This is a genomic window from Paenibacillus sp. SZ31, assembly GCF_012912005.1.
GTDB lineage: Bacteria > Bacillota > Bacilli > Paenibacillales > Paenibacillaceae > Paenibacillus.
The window spans coordinates 77,926-103,670 of sequence record NZ_JABBEA010000019.1; the positions used below are offsets into that span (position 1 = coordinate 77,926).

Here is a 25,745-nt window from a genome sequence, read left to right on the forward strand (position 1 = left end):
TGTATTTCTGATTAAAACATAGGCGACAGTATATTACAATATATCCCTTAAGACTGCATAATAGAACTGCCCGTAACTCCATTATATTTCAGAAAAAGGCAGGAGTAGACACGTTTTACGTAAAACAGACAAAATCAATGAAAAAAGAGGGTAATAACGTATGTATGATGTCATTGTAATTGGTGGTGGATCTGCGGGCCTGATGGCTTGCGTTGCAGCTGCCGAGCATGGAGCCTCCGTGCTTCTGCTGGATAAAGGAGACCAACTGGGTCGTAAACTCGGCATCTCTGGCGGAGGTCGGTGCAATGTAACCAATGCCAAGGAAACGGATGAACTCATCCGGCATATTCCGGGTAATGGCCGCTTTTTATATAGTTCATTTCAGAATCTGGACAACCTGGGGATCATGCGTTTCTTCGAGAATCTCGGAATTGCCCTGAAAGAAGAAGACAACGGCAGAATGTTCCCCGTAACCGATAAAGCGAAAACGGTCGTGGATGCATTGGTAGGCAAAATCGTCTCCCTCGGCGTTGAGATTCGCACCAAAGAACCGGTCAAGGAACTCATTCAGAACGGTCAGCAGGTACAGGGTGTTAAATTGCTCTCAGGTAAAACCATCCTTGGACGCTCTGTTATTATCGCTACTGGCGGTAAATCCGTACCCCAAACCGGATCAACGGGAGATGGTTATCCCTGGGCTGAAGCTGCTGGTCATACGATTACGGAGTTATATCCAACCGAAGTGCCTATTGTGTCTGGGGAGAGTTGGATACAATCCAAAGAACTACAAGGTTTATCCTTGAGGGATGTCGCTTTATCTGTTATCGATGCCAAAGGAAAACCCCTCATCTCCCATCGGGGAGATATGATCTTCACGCACTTTGGGGTGTCTGGGCCAGTTGCACTGCGTTGCAGCCAGTTTATCCGCAAGGTTCAAATGAAGTCTGGAAATCCACAGGTCATCATGAGCATTGATCTGTTTCCTGAGCTGTCCGCTGGTGCATTGGAAACCCAGGTCCAACAGGTATTGGAACAAGAATCCCGCAAGGCTGTCAAAAACATACTGAAAACATGGGTTCCCGAACGCATGATTCCATTAATGATGAAACGCGCGGAGATCAGCGATGATCTCACGTTCCACCATTTCCCCAAAGGCATGTTAAGCAATTTGTGCGGGCTAATGAAGGCTTTTACCTTCCGTGCAGACGGAACAAGATCACTCAAAGAAGCTTTCGTTACTGGGGGAGGAATCCACTTAAAGGAGATATACCCAAAAACAATGGAATCCAAGCTGCTGCCTGGACTATTCTTTTGCGGTGAAGTTTTGGATATTCACGGCTACACCGGAGGATATAATATCACCGCTGCTTTCTCCACGGGATATACGGCTGGTATGCATGCAGCAGAATATAAACACGCTACATCACAATAGAGGTTGTTCAAAAAGTCCGCTTTTGATTACGAATCATGCCTAATGGCATCATCAGCATCGAATATGAAATTCAGCCGAAATAGGTTGATGCTTACGAAGTATGTTTCCTTCAGAAACATTGTAGTTGCTCACGTAGTTTTCCTACGCTCCGCTACTCCATTTCTAGCTTCATTCCATCTTCTCGGTACTGAAAACCGAACTTTTCGAACTCTCACTAGTAGGTATTACTCACTTCATACACATGATGAATTGTTTCAGATGTCAAAAACCCCGATATCCACTATCCGTGGAGTATCGGGGTTTTCAGCATTGTTCCATTTTAGAAAAGGCGGATCAAACCACCCTTAAGCTTGTAATTTTGCGTTCTATGCTTTGACACTGCCTGAGAATCCATCCGCCGAATCATCGTATGTCGGGTCCTCGCTATAGTTATGTCCACCTTGATCAGACTGTCTCCCTTGATTTCCGCTCGTATAACCACCGTTCCAATCCTCATTCACGAGATGAGCCGGAATCGATATATTCTGAAACTGATCCAGCTCTTCCGTTTGCGAGGAAAATACGGCACTTCCTCCATGAGATTGTACAATCTCTACGGCAGACTGAGGATCTTGGCGATCTGTGGGGATATACAACTCCAGCGGGCCGGACTGATACGGCTTGTATCCCAACTCCTCCAAGGTTGCCCTTGCGGCATTCAACGCTGAACCGTCTGAGAAATGCACCTGTAGTTCGCTATTATCCATCATCGTCTCTTTCCTCCTTGCTACAGCTAATCTCTCATCACCCATAGATGAGATTCTTCTTCTATAGCATGGGCAGATATAGCGCACGATATGCTCTGACTTAGAAAGGAATTGCTTAGGCCCGGGTCAGCCGGACCCATCCAGCAATAGATAACACACAGAGTCCGAAGGCCACCGCACCTGCGGCTGTTAGAATACCGACGACCCAACCGAGCCAGGCCAATCCCAGCGTGAATCCCATAAGAATACCAATCGGGATGAACAACATCCGAACCATCATCGAACCTGCACGATGCAGCGCCTCCGAGTCATACGTTATGAGCTGAACATAGTCCGACGTTGCAAAAACATCCCAAGAACGATAAAACATCACCGTCAACATGATGATTAATAACGCACACACGATGACATTGACCGGAAAAGGCGGTAATGCGACTGCTGCGATGGATAGTCCGCCAAGTTGCAAATACAATTTCATCGTAGCTGAGTTTCGGAAAAATGCCTTGAATGCAATCTCCGCTGTCCGATTCGCGATGGAACGATTACGCAGCAGTTTACGCGGTTTGCGGAAGATGATGGACCTTGTTCGCGGGGCTTTCGGCTTGCTCACCGCCCGGCTTAACATTAGAGCTGTAAGCTGCAGCCTGCTCCGCAGATCCTCCCGTACATCCCCTTCAAACGTTCCTTTCATCAACAGCCTCATCTGTCCGACTGTAATCAGAAGAAGCATGATCACCCCGACACCAAATATGATTTTCCACGTCTGCCCATGCATCCATGATGTCGCATGAATGGTCATGTAACCTATGCCAATGACAAGAGGGATCATCTGAATCCAGCGTCGCCATCCTGTAATTCGAACCTTCGTCATATGTAGTGTTATGGCTTGGAATGAAGCTACAGCACCGAACCAGACAGCCAATAGTGCAATCTGGAGATTCGACATCTCATAGACACGGGACCACAGGGGTGCGGTCAGCGCTGTAATCAGGATCATTTTGCCCAGATGTTGCAGACAGGCGCGGTAGAGCCCTTGCCTCATTAACGTGCGCATCCACAACGGCCTTGATTTCAGAAACAATACATCCGCTTCCTCCACAAATATCAACACACCCCCGGTAAGCATAACGACGTCAATCAGCCCGGTCAGTACGGGAAGCGGTAATCCTGTCGCCCATGCAGGCAACGGTTTGGTCCACAGACTCGCGTACCACCCAATCAGATAGAGTAGACCCGGAACAAGCAGGTATACCCATACCGTCCAATCCACTACGAGTCTGAGATTTTTCATCTGTTCCCTGAAATGCTCTTTGCGTCTCCGTCTGTATAAACGAAGTGGTGTGTAACGCTGGGAAGTTTCCATCCTTTCTCACCCTTTCTCTATCTAAGACGTCAGTATATCGAAACAGTCAAACAAAGAGGCTTCCGGTAATCCTGCCACTTCACGGATTTCATCCAATGTTCCCTCGGCAGCCGATCTGCCCGAAGCAATCAGAATAAACCGGTCGCAAATTCGTTCAGCGGTATCCAGTACATGCGTAGACATGAGCACACCCGCGCCGCGGCGACGTTCATCATCAAGTAATTTTAGAAAATCCTTGGTTGCACGAGGGTCCAGTCCGATGAACGGCTCGTCCACAATATAGATATCCGGCGAAGACAGAAATCCGATCATCAGCATCATTTTCTGCCGCATGCCCTTTGAAAAACTGGCCGGAAGATCGTTCCGAACGTGGTCCATGCCGAAACGAACCAACAGCTCCTCCGCTCTGGCAACAAAAGCTTCTTCCTCCATTTCATACGCCGCTGCGGCAAGATCAAGATGTTCCCACAAGGTCATGTATTCGTAAAAAACCGGTTGCTCCGGGATATAGGCATAGCGACCCTCTCCCCCAATCGTCACCTCATACTTGGCATGTTCCAGCAGACCCAGCAGCGTTTTAATCGTGGTACTTTTGCCTGCACCATTCGGTCCGATAATACCCACCAGCTCTCCTCGCGCCACGTTCATTCGAATATTGCGTATGGTCGATTGTCCTGGCTCGTATCCTGCCTCGGTAATATGTACGTCTAATATAGACTCGTGTACTTCCGTGCTTTTATATTCCGTTCCCATATCATTCACTCCCTGTTCTAATCAGGCGTTTATTTCATTCTTTAGTTTTATTGTAATCGAGTTGCGGGCTGTGTGTTTGATCATTTTAAGCATTTTGAATTACAAATCATGTTATAATGTTATTACATACTAACATTAATACATACTAACGTATTACTTTCATAAGTTGGATCATACTATAGGAGGAATATATCATGAATGGTGGGGCTCAGATGAAAGAGGAGCATTCCAAAAGAAAAATCCTTTCTCGCAAAATAGGCAAAATGGGAAACAGCTTGGGCGTTAGCTTGCCCAAAGTTTTGATTGATAAGCTCCATGTTTCTCAGGGCGATGAGATTGAATTTATTGAAAACAGTCAGGGAGAAATTGTACTAAAAAAGGTGAAACAAATGAAAATACCCGAAAATGTAAGACCCGAAGTACTGGAAGCTTTCTTCGACGTTTTCGAAGAAGATGAGGATATCCTTAATGATTTAAGGGATCGTTAAGATGACCATATTCCTTACCATTGAAGAAGTAGTAGCCGCTCACCATTTTATGATGAAGAAGATGAATGATACAGCACAAGCTGGGGTTAAGGATTCTGCGATAAATAGACCTCTCCAAAGTTTGTTTGGAGAGGATGCCTACCCTTCCATATTTGATAAAGCTACTGCCTTATTAGAGTCATTGGTTAAAAACCACTGTTTCTATAACGGAAATAAACGTACAGCTTATCTTGTAACCAAGTCCTTTCTACGAGTGAATGGGTACCATTTGCAGATGGAACGTAAATATGCCGTTGAATTTATGGTCAAGATTGCCGAAGGCGAGTATACATTTGAAAAGATAGTACGCTTATTAGAAGAACATTCAGTAGAACGCTAGCTCATAAAATGTAAAAAAGAAGCAGGGGTTCCGGATCCCCTGCTTCTTCATATTACAATGAAAATCTCATATTACCGATTTGTCTCCACCACAGAAGTAGTTTCACTCTCTGCATCTGCATTCACATTCAGATCCAGATCCAAAGCGCCACGACTTTCGTTTGCATAACTGCTGTTCACGCTATTGTTGCGTTCGGATTGAGCTACTGTTGCACTCTCTCCTTCCGCTTTCGCGTTCAGACCCAGATCCAATGCGCCACGGCTTTCGCTCGCAGTGCTGCTGTTCACGTTACTCTCATGGTCATTCACGCTGTTGTTGCGTTCAGATTGAGTCCACGTTGCACTCTCTCCTTCCGCTTTCGCGTTCAGAACCAGATCCAGTGCTCCACGGCTTTCGCCTGCATAGCTGCTGTTTACGTTACGCTCACTGTCTTTCACGCTGTGGTTGCGTTCAGTTTGAGCCACGGTTGCACTCTCTCCTTCGGCTTTCGCGTTCAGACCCAGATCCAATGCGCCACGGCTTTCGTTTGCGTAGCTGTTGCTCACGTTACGCTCACGGTCATTCACGCTATTGTTGCGTTCGGATTGAGCCATCGTTGCACTCTCTCCTTCCGCATCCACGTTCAGACCCAGATCCAGTGCTCCACGGCTTTCGGTCGCATAGCTGCTGTTCACGTTATGCTCACGGTCATTCACGCTATTGTTGCGTTCAGATTGAGTCCACGTTGCACTCTCACCCTCCGCTTTCACGTTCAGACCCAGATCCAGTGCTCCACGGCTTTCGGTCGCATAGCTGCTGTTGTCGGTACGTTCACCGTCATTCACGCTGTTATTGCGTTCGGATTGAGCCATCGTTGCACTCTCTCCTTCGGCTTTTGCGTTCAGACCAAGACCCAAAGCTCCGCGGCTTTCACTCGCGTAGCTGCTGCTTACGTTACGCTCACGGTCATTCACGCTATTGTTGCGTTCGGATTGAGCCACGGTAGCACTCTCTCCTTCAGCTTTTGCGTTCAGACCCAGATCTAGTGCACCGCGGCTTTCGCTCTCATAGCTGCTGTTCACGTTACGCTCGCTGTCTTTCACGCTATTGCTGCGTTCAGATTGAGTCCATGTTGCACTCTCTCCTTCCGCATTCACGTTCAGACCGAGACCCAGTGCTCCACGGCTTTCGCTCGCATAGCTGCTGTTCACGTTCCGATGATCGCCGCCTCGTGAATAATCGCTCATCGTTGTACCTTCTCCCGACACATTGGCATTCAGGCCAAGGCCCAGCTTGCCAGAACTGCTACGCTCAGCAGTGTAATCGGAAGAACGATCATTGTATCGGTTCTTGCTCTCTGAGGATAAGCCGGCATTGAGTCCAAGATCCAAATTCAATGCTCCGCTTGCACTGGATGAACCTCCGTAGCTACCATGGTTATCGTAACCTGTGTCACGGTGTCCTGACAGAAGAGATCCCAGTTCCAGACGCAACCCTGCATTCAGATCCAGATTGCCACTGCTGTTATTGCTATAGCTATCTGCGTAAGTTGCCTGCGAAGCTCCCAGCAATCCAGCTACCAACGTACCCGACAATACCGACAATTTTACCCAACGATTCACTTTTTTCATGATTATATACACTCCTTCTCAATTTTGGTTGAATTAACGCCATTGTTGCCTAAGAGAAAGAGGTATATTGCGGCGGCCGCCCCGGCGGTGCCTGTGACCATTGACTGAACCCATCCAATCGTTCCATTCGGAAAGCAAAATCGTAATCTGGCGTAACCAGACCCGTTGTTGCTCCTGGAAGTGCAGCGGCTGGTGCGGTTGCTCCACCTCCAGTTACACCGGATGCACCGGAACTTGTCCCTGCAGAAGCATTAGCTACTCCGGGAGAAGTTGCTGCAACAGACCAACTTGTTGGTCGTTCTGTGCGAGGCTGCAATGGAGATGCTGCATCAGCATCATCTTGTTTCATATCGGCTTCCTGGTTACTCTGCACTTGTTCAGTGACAGATGGTTCAGCAGATGGCTGATCTACCAGGACTAGCTCGTTATCGGGCAAACCTGCATTAACATCGGAATCCTTCGTCACATCGGTCCCTTCCACAGGCAATGCCTGCGGAACAACAGGTTGTTCTGGACGTACTTCTGATTCCGGGTTGACTTCAATCACTTTGCCCGTAACCTGTACTGCGTCCTGTCCTTCCTCGTTGTTCTGAGATGAAACAGGATCTGCGAGTGCACTCGTATTGGACGTTTCACCATTCGGTGTTTTGACGACCGCCGGTTGTTCCGGAGTGACTACAGGCCGTTCCGGCTTCACACTTGGAATCTCCACCTTTTCCTGATCAGGATTGAGTTCAGCGGATACGTCTACAACTGGAACTTCTGCTTTCACAGATGGCAGCTGGACATTTCCCTTACTCAGATCCCCACGGGATGAGGAGATATTGACCGAAGTAACTTCAGGTACATCCACCTTCACGGAAGGCAATTCAACCTTACCTTGTCGAAGGTCTGTTTTCACAGCAGACGTCTCTGCCTTGATGACCTCGGGTACCTCTGCGGTAATGCCAGGCAAGGAAGCTGCACCTTCACTCAGGTTCACCTGACTGCTTGATACATCGGCTTTGATCACCGGTGTATCTGCCTTTACAGACGGCAGTTCGACGGTTCCCTTCTTCGCATCAATACCAATCTCTGATGTTCCGGCTGATCCAAGCGGTGTATCTACTTTCAGCTCAGATACACTCAGCTTACCTGTGGATTCATTCGCTTTGATCGACGGAACTTCAACATCCAGTAGTGGTGTGGATACCGATACCGATGGAGTCAGGTTCAATCCGCCATCCGAATCGCGTGAAAACAGATTTAGCGACAATCCGCTGGACGGTTTTTCAGAAGATACCTGAGCATCATCCGCATATACATGCGACGATCCAAACCCCAGCATCAAAGTCCCGGCAAGTATTGCCATTGGTATGCTTCCAAGACGTACGATCGATTTTGGTAACTTTACATTCAAGTTGCTTCACCCCCTTTCCGCTAATGCGTTGGTGGGACAAGGCATATGAGTTTTCCCCTATGAATAATTAGAATACAGGGATTCCTGCCTGTTCCTCATTAAACGTGAAGGCGTTTACTCAAACGCTTTTTCATCAAAAACTTAAAATTTGAAGTAAATTCAAACCTTCATTTCAACTGTTCTAACCTGAGCAGGTCCGGCATGTTTTCAGTCGCCCGCAGTCATTGTTTTGGCCGCAATGGAGTCATTCAGATCGACTTTTTTCCTACTACGTTTCATCAAATAAATCAACCCAAGCAAGGTCAGCAAAATGCCTGAACAGACAAACGCCGGCACTACACCGAATGAAGTGACCATGAATCCACCTACTACCGGACCCATAATATTACTAGCTGTCATCACGCTGCCTACCGTTCCAAATACCCTGCCTGTCATCGCCTCAGGTGTCTGTTCCTGCAACAGAATTTGGAAAGGCACCACTGCAAACCCGATTCCGATTCCTGCAAGGGCAAACAAGGTTATAAGCAGCAAGTGCGCACTAAGTCCAGCAGACGGCCAGACCACAACAATGATCCCGGCTGCACCAATCACCAGACCCGTGAGCGAGGTTCCCAGACCCATTTTCAAAACATGCCCAGCATGCTTCCACTTCCGCACACTCATCGCTGCAATTAATGTTCCTACACCACTGGCCGCAACGCACCATCCCAGCAGATCACTTGAAATTCCAGGAAGCTGTCTAAATAACACCACAGTCTGTGAATCGGCAAATTGCAAAAATAGTATAGCTGAAGCAAGCAAGATCAGAGACGTTCCTACGTGAGGAAGAGATGCGAGCATGCGGATGCCCTCCAATGTTTCTTTCCAAAAAGAGTCTTTTGGACGGTTATGAACATCCCCAGCTGTCTCTTCTTCTACTTCTGTTACGTTATGAATTGCGGTTTGGATCACCCGAGTTCCAGGAATCCACAATAAAATGATGCCGGAGATCAGAAAAGACGCTGAATCGAGAATGAAACACCAGGTGATGCCAAAAGCGGCTACCAGCAGTCCACCAAGCGCTGGACCGATAATTTTGGACATTTGTTCGATCACCGAGCTGATGGATACCGCTTGCGCAAGCTGTTCATGCGGTACAATTTCCTTCAGCTTTCCGTTTTTGGCAGGAGAGAAGATGATATCAAACAATGATTTGAGGACAAGCAGTATGTAGACGTGCCAGATCTGGTCGGCAAAAATTAACGCACCCACGATGACGATCCGCGCGCCATCAGCAGTAATCATCAGCCACTTGCGGTTCATCCGATCCGCGAGTGCACCTGCAAACGGTCCAGTCACCAGCATGGGTAATGCAGCGGACAACATCACAAACGTAATCTCCCATGGCGTTGCATTCCAGCGGATACCTACGAGTGTCAGGATCGCCAGCAGATGCAGCCAGTCACCCAGATTGGAGATGGCCTGTGCCACCATCAATGTTACAAAAGATCGGTTATTCCTCAATGGTCGTTGTGCTTCAAACGTTAACTCACTTGTCATCCTTCTTCTCCTCCATTGTTTTCCGAATTCATAATATGAACTCATTATAAGAGAGCAAGGCTTGACTCAACCTCCTGCCAGAGGCGGAGAAGAAGTGACATCTGAAGGATGATTTTCATTCATGATGAATGATCAAATTTTAAATGCTAAAAATGCAGATCTTGTGACATATCGCATGTTTTTCGTGGAAACAGAGGTTTACAATAAGAGCATGGCGACAACCTGAATCGTCACACATAATAACCCAACTCATATAAGTTGAAATTATCTTTTACATGAACAGCATAACGGAGAGGACAGAAATAACCTGAAAAAGCGTAGCGTTCACCTTTATCACCGGATTTTACCTTTGAAGAATATTCAAAAAATCTGGGGATAACAGTGATTGGAAGGTTGTTCTGTCCTCGTAGTGGTAGGTTGTAACTTCATCATTTCAACTTATAAAACTAATCTGAAAAGGCGGGATCAGCATGCTGGAATTACAAGAAATTGGAGCCGAACGTTCACTTCATCTGTACCGCACCTTGGCCCAGACATTCAAGAGCGTGAATGAACACGCTGTATCCGGAAGCAAAGTGCATGGCTTCAACCCCACCGCATATGGGGTGCTTGAAGTGTTATATATGAAAGGAGCTCAGCCGATTCAACAGGTTGGTGCACAGCTTCTGCTGCAAAGCGGAAATGTGACCTATGTGATTGATAAGCTGGAGCAAAAAGGACTGTTACTCCGTAAGCATTGTCCGCAAGACAGACGTATCATCTTTGTGGAACTGACCGAAGAAGGTCAGCGCACCATGGATGACATCTATCCAGGTTATGCGGTGAAGATCGACCGTGCTGTCAGTGGACTGAGCGAGGAAGACAAGGAACTGCTATCCGAACTCTTGGGAAGGCTAGCACACAGTGCAGACCGTTTATCCGCGAGTAGCTAGACCATTCATTGCACGCGTGCCATCAACAAAAATAACCGGATTTGCCTGACATCGGCGAATCCGGTTATTCGTATATCTTCTTTTTACTTTGAGCCTTGTGGCTGCGGTGGAGCATCTGCATCTTCGGGTACAATTAAACGTTTGCGTAAAGCAAGCGTCGTTACCCACGACACCAATGCAATAACAAACATAATCACAAACAGAGAATGTAAACTTCCTTCCAGCACGTTACGCAACAGCCCCCATTTGTCATCCGATAGAGCAGCATCCGTATGTGGTGCGAGCAGTTCATTCAGATCATTCTCCGAAATTCCGGCATCCGCCAGATTCTGCTCACTGGATAACGTGGAGATCCGATAGTTCAACCAAGTACCAAAAGCTGCTGCACCAATCGTCTGTCCCAACGTACGCATGAACGTATGCAGTGCTGTAGAGGAACCACGCTCCTTATACCCTACAGAAGACTGCGCAATAATGGTGAAGATCGTGAACGCAAATCCAAAACCGAGACCATATATAAAGGTCAATATGAATAGTACAGCCTGCGGGGATGTCCCGCCCACCAGAAAGAGTCCACCCGATCCGATCGCAATTCCGGTTAATCCAATCAATGCGGTCATACGTGATCCAATTTTCATCAACAGGCGGCCTGCCATCACACTACCAATGAGCCAACCCACCGACATCGGCGCGAGCAGCAGCCCGGATTCCGTCGCATTACCTCCCCGAACCCCCTGCACCCAGAGCGGCAAATAACTGGTCAGGCCGATCATCAGAGTACTGGTTAGCAGTCCGGCGATATTCGCCACACGGATGTCACGAATTCGGAACAGATGTAGTGGAACCATCGGGGCCTGAGCTCTTTTTTCCACCACGAAAAATAAAATGATAAACAGAGCGGCAACCACACTCAGTCCTACAATCAACGGAGAACTCCAGGCATAATATTGCCCACCCGCTGACAGAACAAATAGCAACGCGGTAATGCCCACCGTGAAGGTCAGCGCACCGACATAGTCAATTTTGGCCGTTCGCGGAGAGATATCTTCCTTCAAATAACGAAATACAAACCACATCGCGAGCAGGCCGAATGGCACATTAAAACCAAAGATCCACTGCCAGCCCAGATTATCTACAAAATAACCACCAAGCAGCGGACCCGCCAGAGAGGAAATACCCCACACGGAGCTAATCCAGCCCTGAATTTTGCCACGTTCTTCAATGGCGTAGATGTCCCCGATAATCGTAAACGTAACAGGAACTACCGCACCCGCACCAATCCCTTGAATGGCACGAAAAATAATCAATTGCTCCATGTTCTGCGATAGGCAGCACAGGAGTGAACCCAATAAAAATAAGGCACAGCCAATCAGAAATACAGGCTTTCGTCCATACAGGTCACTGATTTTGCCGAAAATGGGTGTACTCACAGCCATCGTCAGCAGGTATGCGGTGAAAATCCAGCTCAGCAGCTGTACACTCCCCAATTCACTGACAATGGTTGGTCCCGCCGGGCCAATCACGGTACCTTCAATCGCTGACAGAAATGTCGCGAGCAACAGCCCCGTCAAGATGAAACTGCGCTTCAAACCTCCGGTTGCATTCACACAAACCCTTCTCTCTTCGTTTCTCTCTTTTATTTACCTTTCTTGCGAAGGAACTCATCATACAACATTGAATACATCACCATATCCTTGTATCCGGTGGATGTATGCTGCACCTGACGCAGCAGCCCTTCCCGCGTAAAACCGCGGTTCGTCAGAAACTCGCCGGAAGCGAGATTGCGCGGATCAACCAGCGCTTCAATCCGATTAAGTCCCATGGTCTCATATCCGAAGGGCAACAATGCCGAGAAAGCCTCCGTCATATAACCGTGGCGCCAGTAGTCACGTCCCAGCTCATAACCGATCTCACCCCGGAATGCGCCTTCAAGCTGCCATGTGTTGAATCCACAGCTGCCGATGAGCTTGCCTGTCTCCTTGAGTTCGATCCCCCACCGAATCGCATCCTCTTCCCCTGCCATATGATTAAGCAGTCCAATCATGTCCGCCGCCTCGCTTGTCCCAATCATGGGCGCAAGATTCATATAACGGGTCACCTCGCGATCTGACCAGCATGCGAACATCTGGGCCGCATCCCGGCGACGCATTTTGCGCAGACGAAGCCGCGCAGTCTCCATTTCGGGAATTCTCCCTTTGCATTTATACATATAAGACACTCCGATCCGATCTATCTCTGCAGACCATAAGATTCACTAGTCATCTAATCATAACCTGCGCCGAATGGCAACTATTCAGTCATGAACACACGTCAAAAAACCGGGCCATTGTCGCTCCCGGTCTTGTTGTACGTATGGATCAATTCAAGTTTAAGTGAGTTACATCAGGGCTTGTCCGAATGAACTTTAAGCTTTTGACGTTTTCTTGCCCTTTCCCAGTAATTCATCGCTAACCCGGCCAAACACAGCCGTGATTTCCTTGAACTCTTCAATGCCAGTCCCGGTCAGGCTCCATTGGTCCCCGTGGGCGGTCAGGAAGTTTTCCTGTGTCAGGTGTTCAAGCTCCTGCTTGATCTCCCGCTCTCCAACGCGATATCCCCGCTCTTCCAATAAAGGCAGCGCCTCGCTAACGTTCAAATCCTGATTTTGCGCGAAATGTAGTAGATGTATCCGTACAAAAAGATTCTGTACCTCTGCATGCATAAGCCAAGCTCCTTCCCGGGTTATAGCCCTCCGTGGTTGGTAAGTAATTACCCCACCCAAGAAGCTGAGAAACAGGAGGATTCTTCTGGTATTCCCTTCCCTTTCCGAAATCCTCCGCTTGACTAACCGCATCCTCTGCACTATCTTGAAAATAAGTACCATTTTGCTCGGGAGGGTGATTTACCATGTTTCAAGCTGTTTCCTATGAAGGAACACGAAGTGAGCAGCACACCGCCGTCTTGGGACAGTTAAGTGCTCTGATCCGCGATGAACCTAGTGCGATTGCCAATCTGGCGAACGCTGCTGCGCTGCTCAATGTATTCATGACCGACACCAATTGGGTCGGCTTCTATCTGTATGATGGAAAAGAACTGGTCCTCGGGCCATTCCAAGGACTGCCTGCCTGTATCCGAATTCCATTAGGACGTGGCGTATGCGGTACATCTGCTGCCGAAAAACGTACCATGGTCGTTGACGATGTTCATGCTTTCCCAGGCCATATTGCCTGTGACGCAGCATCCAACAGTGAGATTGTCGTACCGATCATCAAAAACGGCGAACTGTACGGGGTGCTGGATATCGACAGCCCGATCAAAAACCGTTTTGACGACGAAGACCGCGTCTTCCTGGAGAAAGCCGTAAGCCTGCTCACAGAGCAGTTGGAGGCAACCATACCCCTTTAGGAAATGATGAATAAGGTGATCGGAGTCTCATCACACACGATGATGAAGAACCCGTAATAACAAAGAGCGCAGTCCTCTCAGAGGTCTGCGCTCTTTGTTATCCATTATGATTCACACCCATGTTCTTGCTCGCCCATGTTACTTTATGCATCTAGGATAAATCATGTTCCGCTTTAATCATCATCCCATCCCGCAGGAATTCAGCCAGCCTCGGGTGGTAACCATCATACATCTGACGGAAATTTTTATGCTCTACATACAGATTGGCCAAATCCCGATAGATCTCAGCGGTGGGTGTATAATAACCTTTGATCCATTCAAGATGCCTGCCAATAATCTGTTGTACTTTTGCACTACCGGGCTCCAATCCGTCCTCAATGGCCTGTTGCAAGTCCAGATGAACTTGATCAATTTTCGCCTGGGAATCCAGATAATCTTCTTTTGACTTCAACTCCTGATTTTCAGGTAATGTGGATGAATTGGAAGATTGGATGTCGGACCTCTGAGCACCGTCTGTCTGCACATGGTTCATATCATTAGTGACTACAGCTTCAGAACCCGATTCATTCAGCAACTGGTGACGCCCCTTATTTACAAAACCGATATAAAGATCATGTTCATCAATTTCCTGTTCACCTTGCAAATGAGAGATCGTTTTGTCCAGTGTCTGAATCAATCCATGCAGACGGAGTGCCTTCTCCAGAATATCAATGCGATGCTGCTTCATGATGCGTATGACATCCTGAGGATTATCCCGGAGCATCGGGGCAATCTCATTCTCCTTCATACCTACTTCCTTACAGAAAAGGATTTGCTGGAGTCTCAGCAATTCCTGCTTTTCATAATAGATGTCCTCATCTATATCCCCAAAAGCCGGATTCAGAAGACCTGTCTCCGCATACTGGCTCAGCTCGTTCAGACTTACGCCTGACATTCCGGATACATCAACCATGGAATATGCCATTTGAATACACCTCCTGCCTGTCCTGCAACTCCAGAGTTCAGGCTTATTTCATACTGCATTTTATTTGAATAGTGAGAGATTATAAGACTTAGGCAATGCTGTACCGCTTCATTCCGCTCACGCTCTGGATGGGTACATCATGCTTAGGTGATATGAGCGGCATTTAATCAAATGAATTGCGATATGTTAACTATTTATACCCGTCTCATCAGATGTGAACCCGCAGTCAATAAAGAATCGGTATGTATTTTTGAAACAGTTTTCCAACATCTACATATGAAAAAATCCTGTACCATGATCATGGCACAGGATCATATTGTTATGTTTTCATTGGCATACCAAATGTTAAGCACGAGAAATGAAGTGAATCATCCTTTGTTAAACATGACAAACTTCAATTCCGTCATTTCCTCTACCGCATATTTTACACCTTCACGCCCAATACCACTCTGCTTCACACCACCATAAGGCATGTGATCGACCCGGAACGTTGGAATATCATTAATCATAACTCCTCCTGCCTCGATCTGATCTACAGCATGGAGGGCCGTATGAATATCATTTGTGAACACACCCGCCTGAAGTCCATAGATGGAATCGTTGACATATTCAATGCCCTCTTCAACCGAATCCACAGTATTGATCACCACGATGGGTGCAAACACTTCCTGACAGGATACCTTGGCATCACGTGGAACGTTAACCAGCACGGTTGGACGCAGAACGCCTCCTTCAGCTTGACCACCTGCTGCTACCTCGGCCCCAGCCTGTTTGGCTTCTTCAATCCAGTCAAGCGTACGCTGTACATCCTTGGAGGTAATCAGCGCAGAGACTACCGTATCCGGCTCGAGCGGGTCTCCGACCACCACTTGTTTGGCCGCTTCAGCGAAACGCCGGATGAATTCATCCGAAATATCACGATGTACGTAAATCCGCTGTAGTGAGATACATACCTGTCCCTGATACGTGAAAGCTCCCGTCACACATCGAGGAACCACTTTGTCCAGATCTGCATCCTTATCCACGATCACCGCTGCATTCGACCCAAGCTCCAATGTCACGCGTTTCAGTCCTGCTTTGCTACGAATGCTCGTGCCTACCGCTGGACTGCCTGTAAACGTAATATGAGCAACACGGGGGTGCTCGACAAGCACATCACCAATCGTTTTACCATCACCGCTCACCACGTTCAGTGCACCATCCGGCAATCCGGCTTCCTGAAGCAGATTAGCGATGTAATAGGAAGACAGCGGCGTCTGCTCCGCAGGTTTGAGAACAATCGTATTGCCCGCTGCCAGCGCTGGACCTACCTTGTGAGCTACCAGGTTCATGGGAAAATTAAACGGCGTGATTGCGCCAATGACGCCTAGAGGTTGCCGCATCGTATACCCGATGCGCCCTTCTCCACCTTTGGCTGCATCCATCGGAACCGTCTCTCCGGTCAGTCGCTTGGCTTCTTCGGCGGCAAAACGATACGTTTCCACCGTACGGTCAACCTCGGCCAGCGCTGCGGTAATCGGCTTCGCTGCCTCAAGCGCAATGATTCGCGCTGCTTCTTCTTTGCGTTCTTCAAGCATGGAGGACAACTTGTACAGAATATCTGCACGCTGATGTGCAGGCATCTGGCGCAATTCCTTCCCAGCCTGCACCGCAGCTGCAACAGCAGCCTCCGCTTCCTCTGCTGAAGCGGACGAGACTTCTGCCAGCGTTTCCCCGGAGTATGGTGCTTGAAGTAATTTATAATCTACGGATTCGGTAGGTTTGCCACCGATAAACAGATGTTGTTTTTTCATATGCTGCATCCTCCATTCTTTTCGAACCTATTGAACTAAAGAATGTTACACCGCCACTTTGATGACAGAACAATCTTCCAATCGCTGTCTCATGTAAAAGTTCAGTTCAATTTATATAATCTATTTATACACTATTTCCGTGCCATCAACCCAGTAAAGGATTCCAGACGTCACCATTAGACGTCGTTAAACAGGCTTTTATACGGCCTATATCATACAGGCTAAATTTATCTGCCGTTTTATTTAACCGTCAGGACGGGGCATTCTGCATGTTTTAACACACCATGACTGACACTGCCCACGATCATCTCTGCCAGCATGCCTTTCCCGCCTGTCCCCATCACAATCATTCCACAATCTCGTTCACGCGCCACACGGCAGATCTCATGAACGGGATCACCTGCAATCAGCAGCGTTTCATGCGCAACGTCCCGTCCAGACAACTGTCTGTTCACTGGTTCTATAATATGTTGCCCTTCTTCGGCAATCCGAGCTTCCAGTTCAACACCCAATGCAGGTTCATTAATAGAAATAGCAGGATTAACATGCACGATCAACAGACTTGCGGGTTGTTTCATATTTTCTGCCAGGATCAGTGCTTGCTCCAAAGCCTTATGCGCATGATCCGAACCATCAACAGCAACCAATATACGTTTCGGCATTGCAATTCCTCCTGTGAATTAGTGAGATGTAATGGCGGAATCAATATCCCGCAGATGATGACGTCGCACCAGCAGTACCACGACTCCAACCAGAACCATTAATGCGCCAAAATAAAACGGCGTTTCCGGCAGGAACCACTCGGACAATTTACCCGCAAGCCATGGAGCAAGTGCGCCACCCAGAAAACGAACAAAGCTGTATGCAGCGGAAGCAACAGAACGTTCCACAGGTGCAGCTTCCATAACAGCCGTTGTAATCAACGTGTTGTTAATCCCAAGGAAGATCCCTGCCACAATGACCGCCACAATGACGGTAGTCGGTGAACCCATCACAGTACCTACTGCCATAACAACTAGATCAATCGCGAACAATGTAAGCATGACACTCATGGACGGCACCGATCCGAATCGGCGTTGCAATCTTGGAGCGACAAATACCGACGTAATCGCCAGCATCAGTCCCCAGCCAAAGAATACATAACCCAAGCCGTGCTCATCCAGATTCATGACATATGGTGAATAGGCCATCAAGGTAAAGAAACCAAAGTTATACAGAAAGGCGGTAATTGCCAATGTTTTCAGTGAAGGATAACTTAATGCTTTGAACGGATCGGACAAAGAACTGCGTGTTTTCGGTTTGGCCATCTTGGGCAACATAAATGTAATGCTGATAAAGGCAATCGCCATCAGAACAGCCACCCCATAGAACGGGCCGCGCCAAGAGATGGAACCCAGCTCACCACCAAGCAGTGGACCAACTGCAATTCCGAGACCAAGCGCTGCTTCGTACAAAATAATCGCTTTGGCTGTCCCCGACGTGGACAGTCCCACAATGGCGGATAACGCCGTTGCGATGAACAAGGCATTACCGAGTCCCCAACCGCCACGGTAACCGACCAGTGCACCTACCGTGTCTGAGGTACCGCCGAGGAACGAGAAGATAATAATCAGCAGTATACCGCTGAGCAGCGTCCACTTCACACCAATCCGGCTGGATACGACACCTGTAATCAGCATCGCTACCCCAGTTACAGCGTTATAACTGGTAAATAGCAGTGACACCTGGCTTTTCGAAGCATGCAGCTGATCTGCAATGGCAGGCAGAATCGGGTCAACCAGACCCAGACCCATAAAGGATATGATACATGCAAAAGCGACCGCCCATACCGCTCGCGGTTGGGATAACAGGCCCCCACGTGATGCCGGCAATTCGTCCGGTAATGATGGCTCTCTTTTCATACGTAATTCCTCCTGTGAATAATTTATATGGTTAATCTTTATATTTGAAAATGACCGTGAAAACGATGAAAAATTGCATTCATTTTCATGAATAGAGGTAACAAAACGGCACAAATGACACCGGAACATCCGGTGTTTGTACAGGATCGCCACAGGTACTAGTACTCACTCCATGTAGCGATTATGTGTATACAGTTTTGTTTATTAAACATTAGATGCTAATTCGGTTAGCCGTCTTCATCACCCTGCCGATCATGTGCCTGTAACTTCTGAATACCGCTCCGAACGCGTTCACGTAGCTCTTCCAGTTCAGTCTGTACGGCATGTATGCTCTGAAGTTTCTGCTCAATCAGTTGCAGCTGACCATCCAGCGTTGTCTCGATCGTGTTGAGCTTCTCGATCCGCTCTCTCACTTCGGTCGTCTGCCGGTAGTCAAAACGTTGTTCGTTCAAAGCATCTGCCGTTGCCACATAGGTATGTAGCTCCTGAAGGGAGAATCCAAGTACCTCTTTGGCGCGAACCACCTTTTTCAGGTAATCTATATCCTCCCGAGTGTACAACCGCGTCCCGCCATCTGTCCGCTGAGGTGAAGGCATGACACCAATCTCTTCATAATACCGAATGGTTCGCTTGGTCAAACCGCACTCCTTGGCTACGTCGTCGATTTTATATAAACTCATTTCCTTCACCTCTTCTTCTTTTTATATGTCTATAATGTTATGTACATAATTATATATAATATTAACGTTAACGTCAACGTTAGATTTTATATATGAAGTCTTAGCGAATTTAACATCGCTTCGATAGCTATCTTTAACACAAAAAGACCCGCTTCGCACGCGAGTCCTCTTCTCTAAACCTATTCACTAATCTTACCTTAAACGTTCTGCTCATTCTGTTGCTGTTGTGCACGCTGCATTTGCTTCAGACGGCCTTCCACTCTGGTAAAAAGTCTAAACGTATAGAATCCTGTAGCAACCAGACTCAGAACCAAAGCTCGTACATCCGTAAGCCAGAACCCGATTATGCCGAATATCGTAATAATTACACCAAACTGCATCATCAGATTGGCGCTATACTTTTGCGCTTCGTCCCATAGCTCGGGATTACTCATTGCACGCGGGGTCCGGTACCCATATATTCCGTTAATCATTTTCGGTGGTTTTTTGAACACCATTAACCCCAGAATGAAATAACACACCCCGATGATGATTCCTACTACTGCTCCTGTCAAAACATTCTCCCCTTCTCTACATAACTTCTCATCAACATAATGCCTTGAAAAATATAAAAACGGCTCTACGTATATACGAAGAGCCGCCTAATTCGTTTCGTAAACTTAGATATTCTTCACACGAAGTACACGCATGGCGTTCAGGACAGCCAATACCGTAACACCGACATCGGAGAATACCGCTTCCCACATGGTGGCAATACCGAACACACCCAGTAGCAGGAAGATCGCCTTAACCCCCAGAGCGAACGCGATATTTTGCCATACAATCATTCGTGTACGCTTTGCAATGCGGATAGCGCTCGCTAGTTTTGACGGTTCATCTGTCATGATGACCACGTCTGCCGCTTCAATCGCGGCATCCGAGCCGAGTCCCCCCATCGCTACGCCCACGTCAGCGCGTGCCAGCACAGGTGTATCGTTGATACCGTCACCGACAAACACCATCTTCTCCTTCGGAGACTTGGCAGCTTCCAGTTGCTCTAGCCGTTCGACTTTGTCCTGTGGCAGCAATTCAGCATAGACCTCATCCACACCTAACTCACGTCCTACTGCTTCACCCACGGCTTTGGCATCACCTGTAAGCATGACCGTTTTGCGGATGCCGAGTTTCTTCAGCGCCTGAATGGCAGCAGCTGCATCATCCTTCACTTCATCGGCAATGATCAGATGACCAACATATACCCCAGCCTGAGCAATGTGGACTATCGTTCCTACCGTCTCTGGTGTGCTATACGATATACCCGCCTGCTCCATTAGTTTGGCGTTGCCTGCCAGCACTTCCTGACCATCGACGCTCACCTTGATCCCGTGTCCGGCAACTTCATCATAGCCCTCCACACCTTGCGTTGGGATATCTTTGGCCCAAGCTGCACGAATGGATTCGGCAATCGGATGATTGGAATTCGCTTCGGCAATGGCCGCCAGCTTCATCAGTTCTTCTTCCGTACGTCCACCTTCGGGACGTATGGCTGTTACTTTAAATACACCTTTGGTTAGTGTACCCGTTTTATCGAAAACAACGACTTTCACATCGTTCAACGCTTCAAGGTAGTTACTGCCTTTGACGAGAATACCGTTACGTGAAGCCGCTCCGATGCCACCAAAGAATCCAAGGGGAATAGAGACCACAAGCGCACAAGGGCATGAGATAACCAAGAAGACCAAGGCTCGATAGATCCAATCAGCAAATGTTGCACCACTAAGTATCAACGGCGGAACAAATGCAATCAAGGCAGCAAGGATAACAACAACCGGTGTGTAATAACGAGCGAATTTACTAATAAAATGTTCTGTTTTCGCCTTCCGGCTACTCGCGTTCTGCACCAGATCCAAAATTTTGGATACCGTTGATTCACCAAACGTTTTGGTCACTTCAATCGTCAACATACCGTTTTTGTTCACAAAACCGCTTAGTACATCACTACCTGGCTCCAACTCACGAGGTACCGATTCCCCTGTCAGAGCAGAAGTGTCCACCATAGAACGTCCAGTTCTTACGATACCGTCCAGCGGTACTCGCTCGCCTGCTTTCACCACAATTCGATCACCAATCTGTACTTCTTCAGGAGATACACGCCGGGTTTCGTCACCCGAACCCGTCAGGATATTCGCGTAATCCGGCCGAATGTCCATGAGTGCTTGAATGGACTTGCGTGATCGATTAACCGCCATACCCTGAAACAGCTCCCCAAGCTGATAGAAGAGCATGACCGCTACCCCTTCCGGATACTCTCCAATAGCAAAGGCACCCAAGGTAGCAACGGACATCAGGAAGTATTCATCGAATACCTGACCGCGGATGATGTTTTTGAAAGCCTGGAGCACAATATCTCCCCCGGCGATCAGATAAGCGAGCGCATAGAGAGCAAATTGCGCCCAGCCCTCCAGCGGCGACCAGATGGCAGCTGCGAGCAACACAGAACCAGCAGCAAGACGAGCAAGTAATACTTTCGTCTGTCCAGCACCATGTTCATGCGTATGGCTATGATCATGCCCAGCATGACTTCCGTGCTCATGCACATGACCATGTGTGTGTCCCTCTGAATCTGAGTGATCATGTGTATGCGAGTGTTTGCCATGTGAATGTCCATGATGATGTCCTGCATGGTCATGACTGTGGTTATGCGTGCCAGCTGCACTCCCTGTATGAGTGTGCACATGTCCGTTCACATGTTTTCCTTTTTCCGAGATGCGTATATGCGGCTCTAGCCGCAGCACTTTGCGTTTGGCTTCTTCCACTACCTGCTCATCCATATCGGAAGTGGTGTGCATCGATAACGTTTTGGTAACGAAATTGACAGAGCATTCACTGATGCCTTTAATTTTTTTGACGCCATTTTCAATCTTCAATGCGCAGTTCGCACAATCCAATCCATCAAGCAGCAGTTCCCTTTTCACCTGTTCCTGTCCGGTTCCCATGTGAATTCTCCCCTTTGCAGTACAAAAACGATGTTATATTTCAAATGTATTCAATACATGAGCACTCATTCATATGTTTGGTTACCCCTATTATATGCGCGCCTAAACATGAGTGTCAACAATCGTTGTTGATTTTTCATACAGATTATGCTAATAGTAATCATTTCGCTTTAGGCGGGTTTTGGATATAATAGAGGTATAGTTGTTAACATAGGCGGTGATAGGAAATGGAACAACCGGTTAAAGCACCAAGCGAATGTGATGCAGCCTGCTCGGGTACTGAAGCCGACGTGCAGACGATTCGCACTTCACTCATAGATCGGGAGACCTCTACCGAGATGGCGGATTGGTTTAAGGCATTCAGTGATCCAACACGTCTACGTATTATTGATGCGCTGTTACAGAAGGAATTATGTGTTCATGACCTGACGGTTCTGCTGGATATGGGTCAATCGGCCATTTCACACCAGCTACGCTCACTCCGCAACATGCGGATCGTCAAGCGGCGCAAGGAAGGCAAGACTGTGTATTACTCTCTTGACGATACTCATATTGAGCAGATCTTCCTGCAAACGCTCCAGCATATTAAACACAGCTAGGCAGCAGCCAAGCTTGTTCATGAAGAAGAACCCCCGCCTCTCGGCTATATGCCGATGGACGGGGGTTCTTCTTGGTAAGGATACCGTTTTGTACAGAATGGATATAAAGTAACTACTCCTTCTGATTACCGTTCAATTGGTGCTTGCCACTCCATTACAAAAGATTGTTCTTGTTCGGATCATACAGGCCCGATCTGTCCTTGAACCAGTTGAAGATATGCGATACACATACTTTCAGCACCGCGTATCCTGGAACAGCGAGCAGAATGCCCACGACTCCAAACAGATTACCCGAAGTCAGAATGACAAAGATAATCGTGATCGGATGAATCTTCAGCGTTTTACCCATGATCTGTGGCGAGATGAATTTACCCTCAATTAACTGCACGATTGTCCATACGGCAACCATCTTCAGCAGCATCACCGGCGAAGTGACCAAAGCCACGATCAACGCAGGGGTAATCGCAATTGCAGGTCCCAAGTACGGAACAACACTCGTGAACGATGCAATGATGGCAAGAATCAGGGCATAATCCAGACCAATGATCATATAACCGATGTAGAGCAGAATACCGATGCAGAAGCTGACGATAATCTGTCCACGAATGAATGAACTGATCTGGTGATTGATGTCTTCCAGCACATGCATTGCACCCGTACGGCTCTTAATCGGCAAGAAAGACAGGATTTTCGATGGCAGCTTCTTGCCGTCTTTCAGCAGATAGAACAGAATGAACGGAACCGTTACGATGGACAGTACGATCTCAGTGAAAGCTCCAAGGAACCCACCCAATGTGCTCCAGGTTGAGTCAAGAATTTCCGCGGCCTTCTGGGAAGCTGTTCTCCACAGATCCTGCCAGTTCATGTTGAGCGTTTCCTGGACCTGACCGAACAGCTGACTACCCGTCAATTCCTCAAATTGCTGTCTTACCGTCTCACTGTACGTGGGGAAATTCGCGATAAGCCCCATAATCTGATTGCGAAGCACTGGAATGACTGCCAGCACGACGACGGTCAGAATGCCTCCAATCGCAAGATACAGGATCAGAATGGACCAGCCACGCTTGATTTTCCACCTTTCCATCACATCCACAATCGGATTCAGCAGGTAGTAGAGTATGCCCGACAGAATAATAGGTAGCACAATGGTCTTGATGAGTACTGCAAGCGGATGAAGAACAAAAGATACTTTGGTCAGAACCATCACATTCAGTCCTACCAGCAGCAGAATTAGCAGAAATAGGACAAACTTGTTGTTAAGAAAAAATCGCTTGAACCGATCCGGCCAAACGCGGGATTGCTCAGGTTGCTCCATAGGCGTGTCGTCCTCTCTCATGTATCCTTAATCAAAACTAAACTATAACTCTAGATGAATGCCCCTTGCATGTAAAAAATCACCTTGTACAAGCCAACATATGTATAACACTCTGGATTTATACGTATGGTGCTGTTTAACCGTTTCAAATTAAACCGGTAAAGTCATTTTACCCCAAAATGAGTCTTCTGCCCCACACCAATCATTTGCAAATTCTCCCTATTCAAAAACGGCTCGCCTCACTGGGAGACGAACCGTTAATTTGTAGCTATAAGCTTACCATCAAACCAGCTTTTACGCTGAAAATGAAGATTAAGCTTTTCCCGCTAATTGTGCGATCAATTCATAGGAGTGCAGACGTGCCTTATGATCATAGATCATCGACGTAATAATCAGCTCATCTGCCTGCGTCTGCCGAATGAAGGATTCCAGCTGTCCACGTACCGTTTCTGGTGAACCGTTAACAGCTGCTTTCAGCGTCTGCTCAACACCTGCTTTCTCACGATCCGTCCATTTGCCTTCCATCTCTGCCGGAGGCTGTACCAACCCGGTTGTGCCGCGAATAATGTTCAGGAACTGCTGTTGCATCGTTGTACCCAGCCATGCTGCTTCCTCGTCTGTATCCGCAACAACAGCGTTAACACCCACAATCACATGCGGCTCCTTCAAGCTGTCAGATGGTTGGAAGTTATTTCGATATGTTTCTAGTGCAATTCGGGTGTAATCGGGCGAGAAGTGGCTGGCAAAAGCAAATGGCAATCCCAGCTGACCCGCCAGACGTGCGCTGAAATCACTGGAACCCAGCAGGTAAATCGGAATATTCAGTCCTTCTCCCGGTACAGCGCGAACAGGCGCGTGATACGATGTCGCCGAAGCATCAAAGTATGCTCTGAGTTCTGCCAGCAGTTCCGGGAAATCTTCTCCGCTGTTCAGATCTTTGCGCAGCGCCAGCGATGTACGGCGGTCACTGCCTGGTGCCCGACCCAGTCCCAGATCAATTCTGCCAGGATACAGGGACTCTAATGTACCGAACTGCTCTGCGATAACTAGCGGTGCATGGTTGGGCAACATGATGCCTCCTGAACCCAGACGAATCGTCTTGGTTCCACCAGCCAGATATCCAATAACGACCGAAGTTGCGGAAGAAGCAATACCCGGCATGTTGTGATGTTCAGCTACCCAATAACGGTAATATCCCCAACGCTCTGCATGCTGTGTCAGATCCAAACTGTTGCGCAAAGCATCAGCGGGCGTTGCACCTACAACGACGGGAGCCAGATCCAGGATGGAAAGCTTAACGTCATGAATATGTTCTTTATGGGATGAAGCCGTATTTTCTGTAGTCATTATTGTTTAATCTCCTCGATGATTATATTTTTGTATATCCAGATATATAGATTAATTAAATCGCGACTGGATAAGATGTGATCATAAACTAGCCGTTTACATCCGGACGGAATCCTTGCCTGCATGTGCATCCTAGCTTCCGTTCC

The 25,745-nt window shown here is 47.8% G+C and carries 24 protein-coding genes; 6 read left to right on the forward strand and 18 right to left on the reverse strand.

The window, feature by feature from the left end; genetic code table 11:
• Window positions 1-160: 160 nt before the first annotated feature.
• Window positions 161-1,432: a BaiN/RdsA family NAD(P)/FAD-dependent oxidoreductase gene (locus HF638_RS25355; RefSeq protein ID WP_169482766.1), complete on the forward strand. Its 1,272-nt coding sequence runs from the start codon at window positions 161-163 to the stop codon at window positions 1,430-1,432.
• Window positions 1,433-1,797: 365 nt separating this feature from the next.
• On the opposite strand, the gene HF638_RS25360 is transcribed toward HF638_RS25355, so the two are convergent.
• From HF638_RS25360 to HF638_RS25370, 3 genes are all read right to left on the reverse strand, one after another.
• Window positions 1,798-2,181, reverse strand: a complete 384-nt coding sequence (locus HF638_RS25360; protein WP_169482767.1) for a hypothetical protein — start codon at window positions 2,179-2,181, stop codon at window positions 1,798-1,800.
• Between the two features lie 112 nt (window positions 2,182-2,293).
• Complete coding sequence (locus HF638_RS25365; RefSeq protein WP_169482768.1) at window positions 2,294-3,541, reverse strand: ABC transporter permease; 1,248 nt, start codon at window positions 3,539-3,541, stop codon at window positions 2,294-2,296.
• A gap of 21 nt (window positions 3,542-3,562) precedes the next feature.
• Complete coding sequence (locus HF638_RS25370) at window positions 3,563-4,294, reverse strand: ABC transporter ATP-binding protein (RefSeq protein WP_169482769.1); 732 nt, start codon at window positions 4,292-4,294, stop codon at window positions 3,563-3,565.
• A gap of 194 nt (window positions 4,295-4,488) precedes the next feature.
• Here HF638_RS25370 and HF638_RS25375 point away from each other — a divergent pair, with 194 nt between their 5' ends.
• Together HF638_RS25375 and HF638_RS25380 are read left to right on the forward strand one after the other, a co-directional pair.
• Window positions 4,489-4,782 (forward strand): AbrB/MazE/SpoVT family DNA-binding domain-containing protein, encoded by a 294-nt coding sequence (locus tag HF638_RS25375; RefSeq protein ID WP_175623818.1) that lies wholly within the window; start codon window positions 4,489-4,491, stop codon window positions 4,780-4,782.
• 1 nt (window position 4,783) lies between these two features.
• Complete coding sequence (locus HF638_RS25380; protein WP_169482770.1) at window positions 4,784-5,161, forward strand: type II toxin-antitoxin system death-on-curing family toxin; 378 nt, start codon at window positions 4,784-4,786, stop codon at window positions 5,159-5,161.
• 71 nt (window positions 5,162-5,232) lie between these two features.
• On the opposite strand, the gene HF638_RS25385 is transcribed toward HF638_RS25380, so the two are convergent.
• From HF638_RS25385 to HF638_RS25395, 3 genes are all read right to left on the reverse strand, one after another.
• The gene (locus tag HF638_RS25385; RefSeq protein ID WP_169482771.1) at window positions 5,233-6,771 is read right to left on the reverse strand and encodes a hypothetical protein; all 1,539 of its coding nucleotides are present in this window, start codon (window positions 6,769-6,771) and stop codon (window positions 5,233-5,235) included.
• Between the two features lie 49 nt (window positions 6,772-6,820).
• Complete coding sequence (locus tag HF638_RS25390) at window positions 6,821-8,170, reverse strand: hypothetical protein (RefSeq protein WP_169482772.1); 1,350 nt, start codon at window positions 8,168-8,170, stop codon at window positions 6,821-6,823.
• A 207-nt stretch (window positions 8,171-8,377) separates the two neighbouring features.
• On the reverse strand, window positions 8,378-9,709 hold the full coding sequence (locus tag HF638_RS25395) for an MFS transporter (RefSeq protein WP_169482773.1): 1,332 nt from the start codon (window positions 9,707-9,709) through the stop codon (window positions 8,378-8,380).
• A gap of 470 nt (window positions 9,710-10,179) precedes the next feature.
• Between HF638_RS25395 and HF638_RS25400 the strand changes: the two genes are divergently transcribed.
• Window positions 10,180-10,641, forward strand: a complete 462-nt coding sequence (locus tag HF638_RS25400; protein ID WP_062837645.1) for a MarR family winged helix-turn-helix transcriptional regulator — start codon at window positions 10,180-10,182, stop codon at window positions 10,639-10,641.
• Between the two features lie 83 nt (window positions 10,642-10,724).
• Here HF638_RS25400 and HF638_RS25405 read toward each other — a convergent pair whose 3' ends face one another.
• From HF638_RS25405 to HF638_RS25415, 3 genes are all read right to left on the reverse strand, one after another.
• Complete coding sequence (locus HF638_RS25405) at window positions 10,725-12,230, reverse strand: MDR family MFS transporter (protein WP_211175789.1); 1,506 nt, start codon at window positions 12,228-12,230, stop codon at window positions 10,725-10,727.
• Window positions 12,231-12,277: 47 nt separating this feature from the next.
• Window positions 12,278-12,820, reverse strand: a complete 543-nt coding sequence (locus HF638_RS25410; protein ID WP_248278267.1) for a GNAT family N-acetyltransferase — start codon at window positions 12,818-12,820, stop codon at window positions 12,278-12,280.
• A 225-nt stretch (window positions 12,821-13,045) separates the two neighbouring features.
• The gene (locus tag HF638_RS25415; protein ID WP_076254765.1) at window positions 13,046-13,342 is read right to left on the reverse strand and encodes a hypothetical protein; all 297 of its coding nucleotides are present in this window, start codon (window positions 13,340-13,342) and stop codon (window positions 13,046-13,048) included.
• 185 nt (window positions 13,343-13,527) lie between these two features.
• Between HF638_RS25415 and HF638_RS25420 the strand changes: the two genes are divergently transcribed.
• Window positions 13,528-14,025 (forward strand): GAF domain-containing protein, encoded by a 498-nt coding sequence (locus tag HF638_RS25420; protein ID WP_076320214.1) that lies wholly within the window; start codon window positions 13,528-13,530, stop codon window positions 14,023-14,025.
• A 151-nt stretch (window positions 14,026-14,176) separates the two neighbouring features.
• Here HF638_RS25420 and HF638_RS25425 read toward each other — a convergent pair whose 3' ends face one another.
• From HF638_RS25425 to HF638_RS25455, 7 genes are all read right to left on the reverse strand, one after another.
• Window positions 14,177-14,989 (reverse strand): MerR family transcriptional regulator, encoded by an 813-nt coding sequence (locus HF638_RS25425; RefSeq protein ID WP_169482775.1) that lies wholly within the window; start codon window positions 14,987-14,989, stop codon window positions 14,177-14,179.
• A gap of 368 nt (window positions 14,990-15,357) precedes the next feature.
• Window positions 15,358-16,782 (reverse strand): aldehyde dehydrogenase family protein, encoded by a 1,425-nt coding sequence (locus HF638_RS25430; protein ID WP_169482776.1) that lies wholly within the window; start codon window positions 16,780-16,782, stop codon window positions 15,358-15,360.
• Window positions 16,783-17,021: 239 nt separating this feature from the next.
• Window positions 17,022-17,444, reverse strand: coding sequence for a universal stress protein (locus HF638_RS25435; RefSeq protein ID WP_169482777.1), 423 nt, complete (start codon window positions 17,442-17,444; stop codon window positions 17,022-17,024).
• 18 nt (window positions 17,445-17,462) lie between these two features.
• Window positions 17,463-18,683 carry an MFS transporter gene (locus HF638_RS25440; protein WP_169482778.1) on the reverse strand — a complete coding sequence of 407 codons (1,221 nt, stop codon included), beginning with the start codon at window positions 18,681-18,683 and terminating at the stop codon, window positions 17,463-17,465.
• A 227-nt stretch (window positions 18,684-18,910) separates the two neighbouring features.
• Complete coding sequence (locus HF638_RS25445) at window positions 18,911-19,363, reverse strand: MerR family transcriptional regulator (RefSeq protein ID WP_169482779.1); 453 nt, start codon at window positions 19,361-19,363, stop codon at window positions 18,911-18,913.
• Between the two features lie 197 nt (window positions 19,364-19,560).
• Window positions 19,561-19,917: an SdpI family protein gene (locus tag HF638_RS25450; protein ID WP_169482780.1), complete on the reverse strand. Its 357-nt coding sequence runs from the start codon at window positions 19,915-19,917 to the stop codon at window positions 19,561-19,563.
• A gap of 105 nt (window positions 19,918-20,022) precedes the next feature.
• Window positions 20,023-22,338: a heavy metal translocating P-type ATPase gene (locus HF638_RS25455; RefSeq protein ID WP_169482781.1), complete on the reverse strand. Its 2,316-nt coding sequence runs from the start codon at window positions 22,336-22,338 to the stop codon at window positions 20,023-20,025.
• Between the two features lie 227 nt (window positions 22,339-22,565).
• Here HF638_RS25455 and HF638_RS25460 point away from each other — a divergent pair, with 227 nt between their 5' ends.
• Entirely contained in the window at window positions 22,566-22,937 is a 372-nt protein-coding gene (locus HF638_RS25460) for an ArsR/SmtB family transcription factor (RefSeq protein ID WP_169482782.1), read from the forward strand.
• 154 nt (window positions 22,938-23,091) lie between these two features.
• Here the strand turns inward: HF638_RS25460 and HF638_RS25465 are convergent, their stop codons facing one another.
• Window positions 23,092-24,252 carry an AI-2E family transporter gene (locus tag HF638_RS25465; protein ID WP_169482783.1) on the reverse strand — a complete coding sequence of 387 codons (1,161 nt, stop codon included), beginning with the start codon at window positions 24,250-24,252 and terminating at the stop codon, window positions 23,092-23,094.
• 312 nt (window positions 24,253-24,564) lie between these two features.
• Complete coding sequence (locus HF638_RS25470; protein WP_169482784.1) at window positions 24,565-25,599, reverse strand: LLM class flavin-dependent oxidoreductase; 1,035 nt, start codon at window positions 25,597-25,599, stop codon at window positions 24,565-24,567.
• Between the last annotated feature and the right edge of the window lie 146 nt (window positions 25,600-25,745).

Excerpts from the sequence above, each read along its gene's own strand:
- HF638_RS25470 (WP_169482784.1), bottom strand. The coding sequence starts at position 25,599 with ATGACTACAGAAAATACGGCTTCATCCCATAAAGAACATATTCATGAC.
- HF638_RS25410 (WP_248278267.1), bottom strand. The coding sequence starts at position 12,820 with ATGGAGACTGCGCGGCTTCGTCTGCGCAAAATGCGTCGCCGGGATGCG.
- HF638_RS25425 (WP_169482775.1), bottom strand. The coding sequence starts at position 14,989 with ATGGCATATTCCATGGTTGATGTATCCGGAATGTCAGGCGTAAGTCTG.
- HF638_RS25430 (WP_169482776.1), bottom strand. The coding sequence starts at position 16,782 with ATGAAAAAACAACATCTGTTTATCGGTGGCAAACCTACCGAATCCGTA.
- HF638_RS25460 (WP_169482782.1), top strand. The coding sequence starts at position 22,566 with ATGGAACAACCGGTTAAAGCACCAAGCGAATGTGATGCAGCCTGCTCG.
- HF638_RS25375 (WP_175623818.1), top strand. The coding sequence starts at position 4,489 with ATGAATGGTGGGGCTCAGATGAAAGAGGAGCATTCCAAAAGAAAAATC.
- HF638_RS25440 (WP_169482778.1), bottom strand. The coding sequence starts at position 18,683 with ATGAAAAGAGAGCCATCATTACCGGACGAATTGCCGGCATCACGTGGG.
- HF638_RS25370 (WP_169482769.1), bottom strand. The coding sequence starts at position 4,294 with ATGGGAACGGAATATAAAAGCACGGAAGTACACGAGTCTATATTAGAC.
- HF638_RS25365 (WP_169482768.1), bottom strand. The coding sequence starts at position 3,541 with ATGGAAACTTCCCAGCGTTACACACCACTTCGTTTATACAGACGGAGA.
- HF638_RS25385 (WP_169482771.1), bottom strand. The coding sequence starts at position 6,771 with ATGAAAAAAGTGAATCGTTGGGTAAAATTGTCGGTATTGTCGGGTACG.
- HF638_RS25455 (WP_169482781.1), bottom strand. The coding sequence starts at position 22,338 with ATGGGAACCGGACAGGAACAGGTGAAAAGGGAACTGCTGCTTGATGGA.
- HF638_RS25355 (WP_169482766.1), top strand. The coding sequence starts at position 161 with ATGTATGATGTCATTGTAATTGGTGGTGGATCTGCGGGCCTGATGGCT.
- HF638_RS25400 (WP_062837645.1), top strand. The coding sequence starts at position 10,180 with ATGCTGGAATTACAAGAAATTGGAGCCGAACGTTCACTTCATCTGTAC.
- HF638_RS25380 (WP_169482770.1), top strand. The coding sequence starts at position 4,784 with ATGACCATATTCCTTACCATTGAAGAAGTAGTAGCCGCTCACCATTTT.
- HF638_RS25435 (WP_169482777.1), bottom strand. The coding sequence starts at position 17,444 with ATGCCGAAACGTATATTGGTTGCTGTTGATGGTTCGGATCATGCGCAT.
- HF638_RS25360 (WP_169482767.1), bottom strand. The coding sequence starts at position 2,181 with ATGATGGATAATAGCGAACTACAGGTGCATTTCTCAGACGGTTCAGCG.
- HF638_RS25415 (WP_076254765.1), bottom strand. The coding sequence starts at position 13,342 with ATGCATGCAGAGGTACAGAATCTTTTTGTACGGATACATCTACTACAT.
- HF638_RS25420 (WP_076320214.1), top strand. The coding sequence starts at position 13,528 with ATGTTTCAAGCTGTTTCCTATGAAGGAACACGAAGTGAGCAGCACACC.
- HF638_RS25445 (WP_169482779.1), bottom strand. The coding sequence starts at position 19,363 with ATGAGTTTATATAAAATCGACGACGTAGCCAAGGAGTGCGGTTTGACC.
- HF638_RS25395 (WP_169482773.1), bottom strand. The coding sequence starts at position 9,709 with ATGACAAGTGAGTTAACGTTTGAAGCACAACGACCATTGAGGAATAAC.
- HF638_RS25465 (WP_169482783.1), bottom strand. The coding sequence starts at position 24,252 with ATGGAGCAACCTGAGCAATCCCGCGTTTGGCCGGATCGGTTCAAGCGA.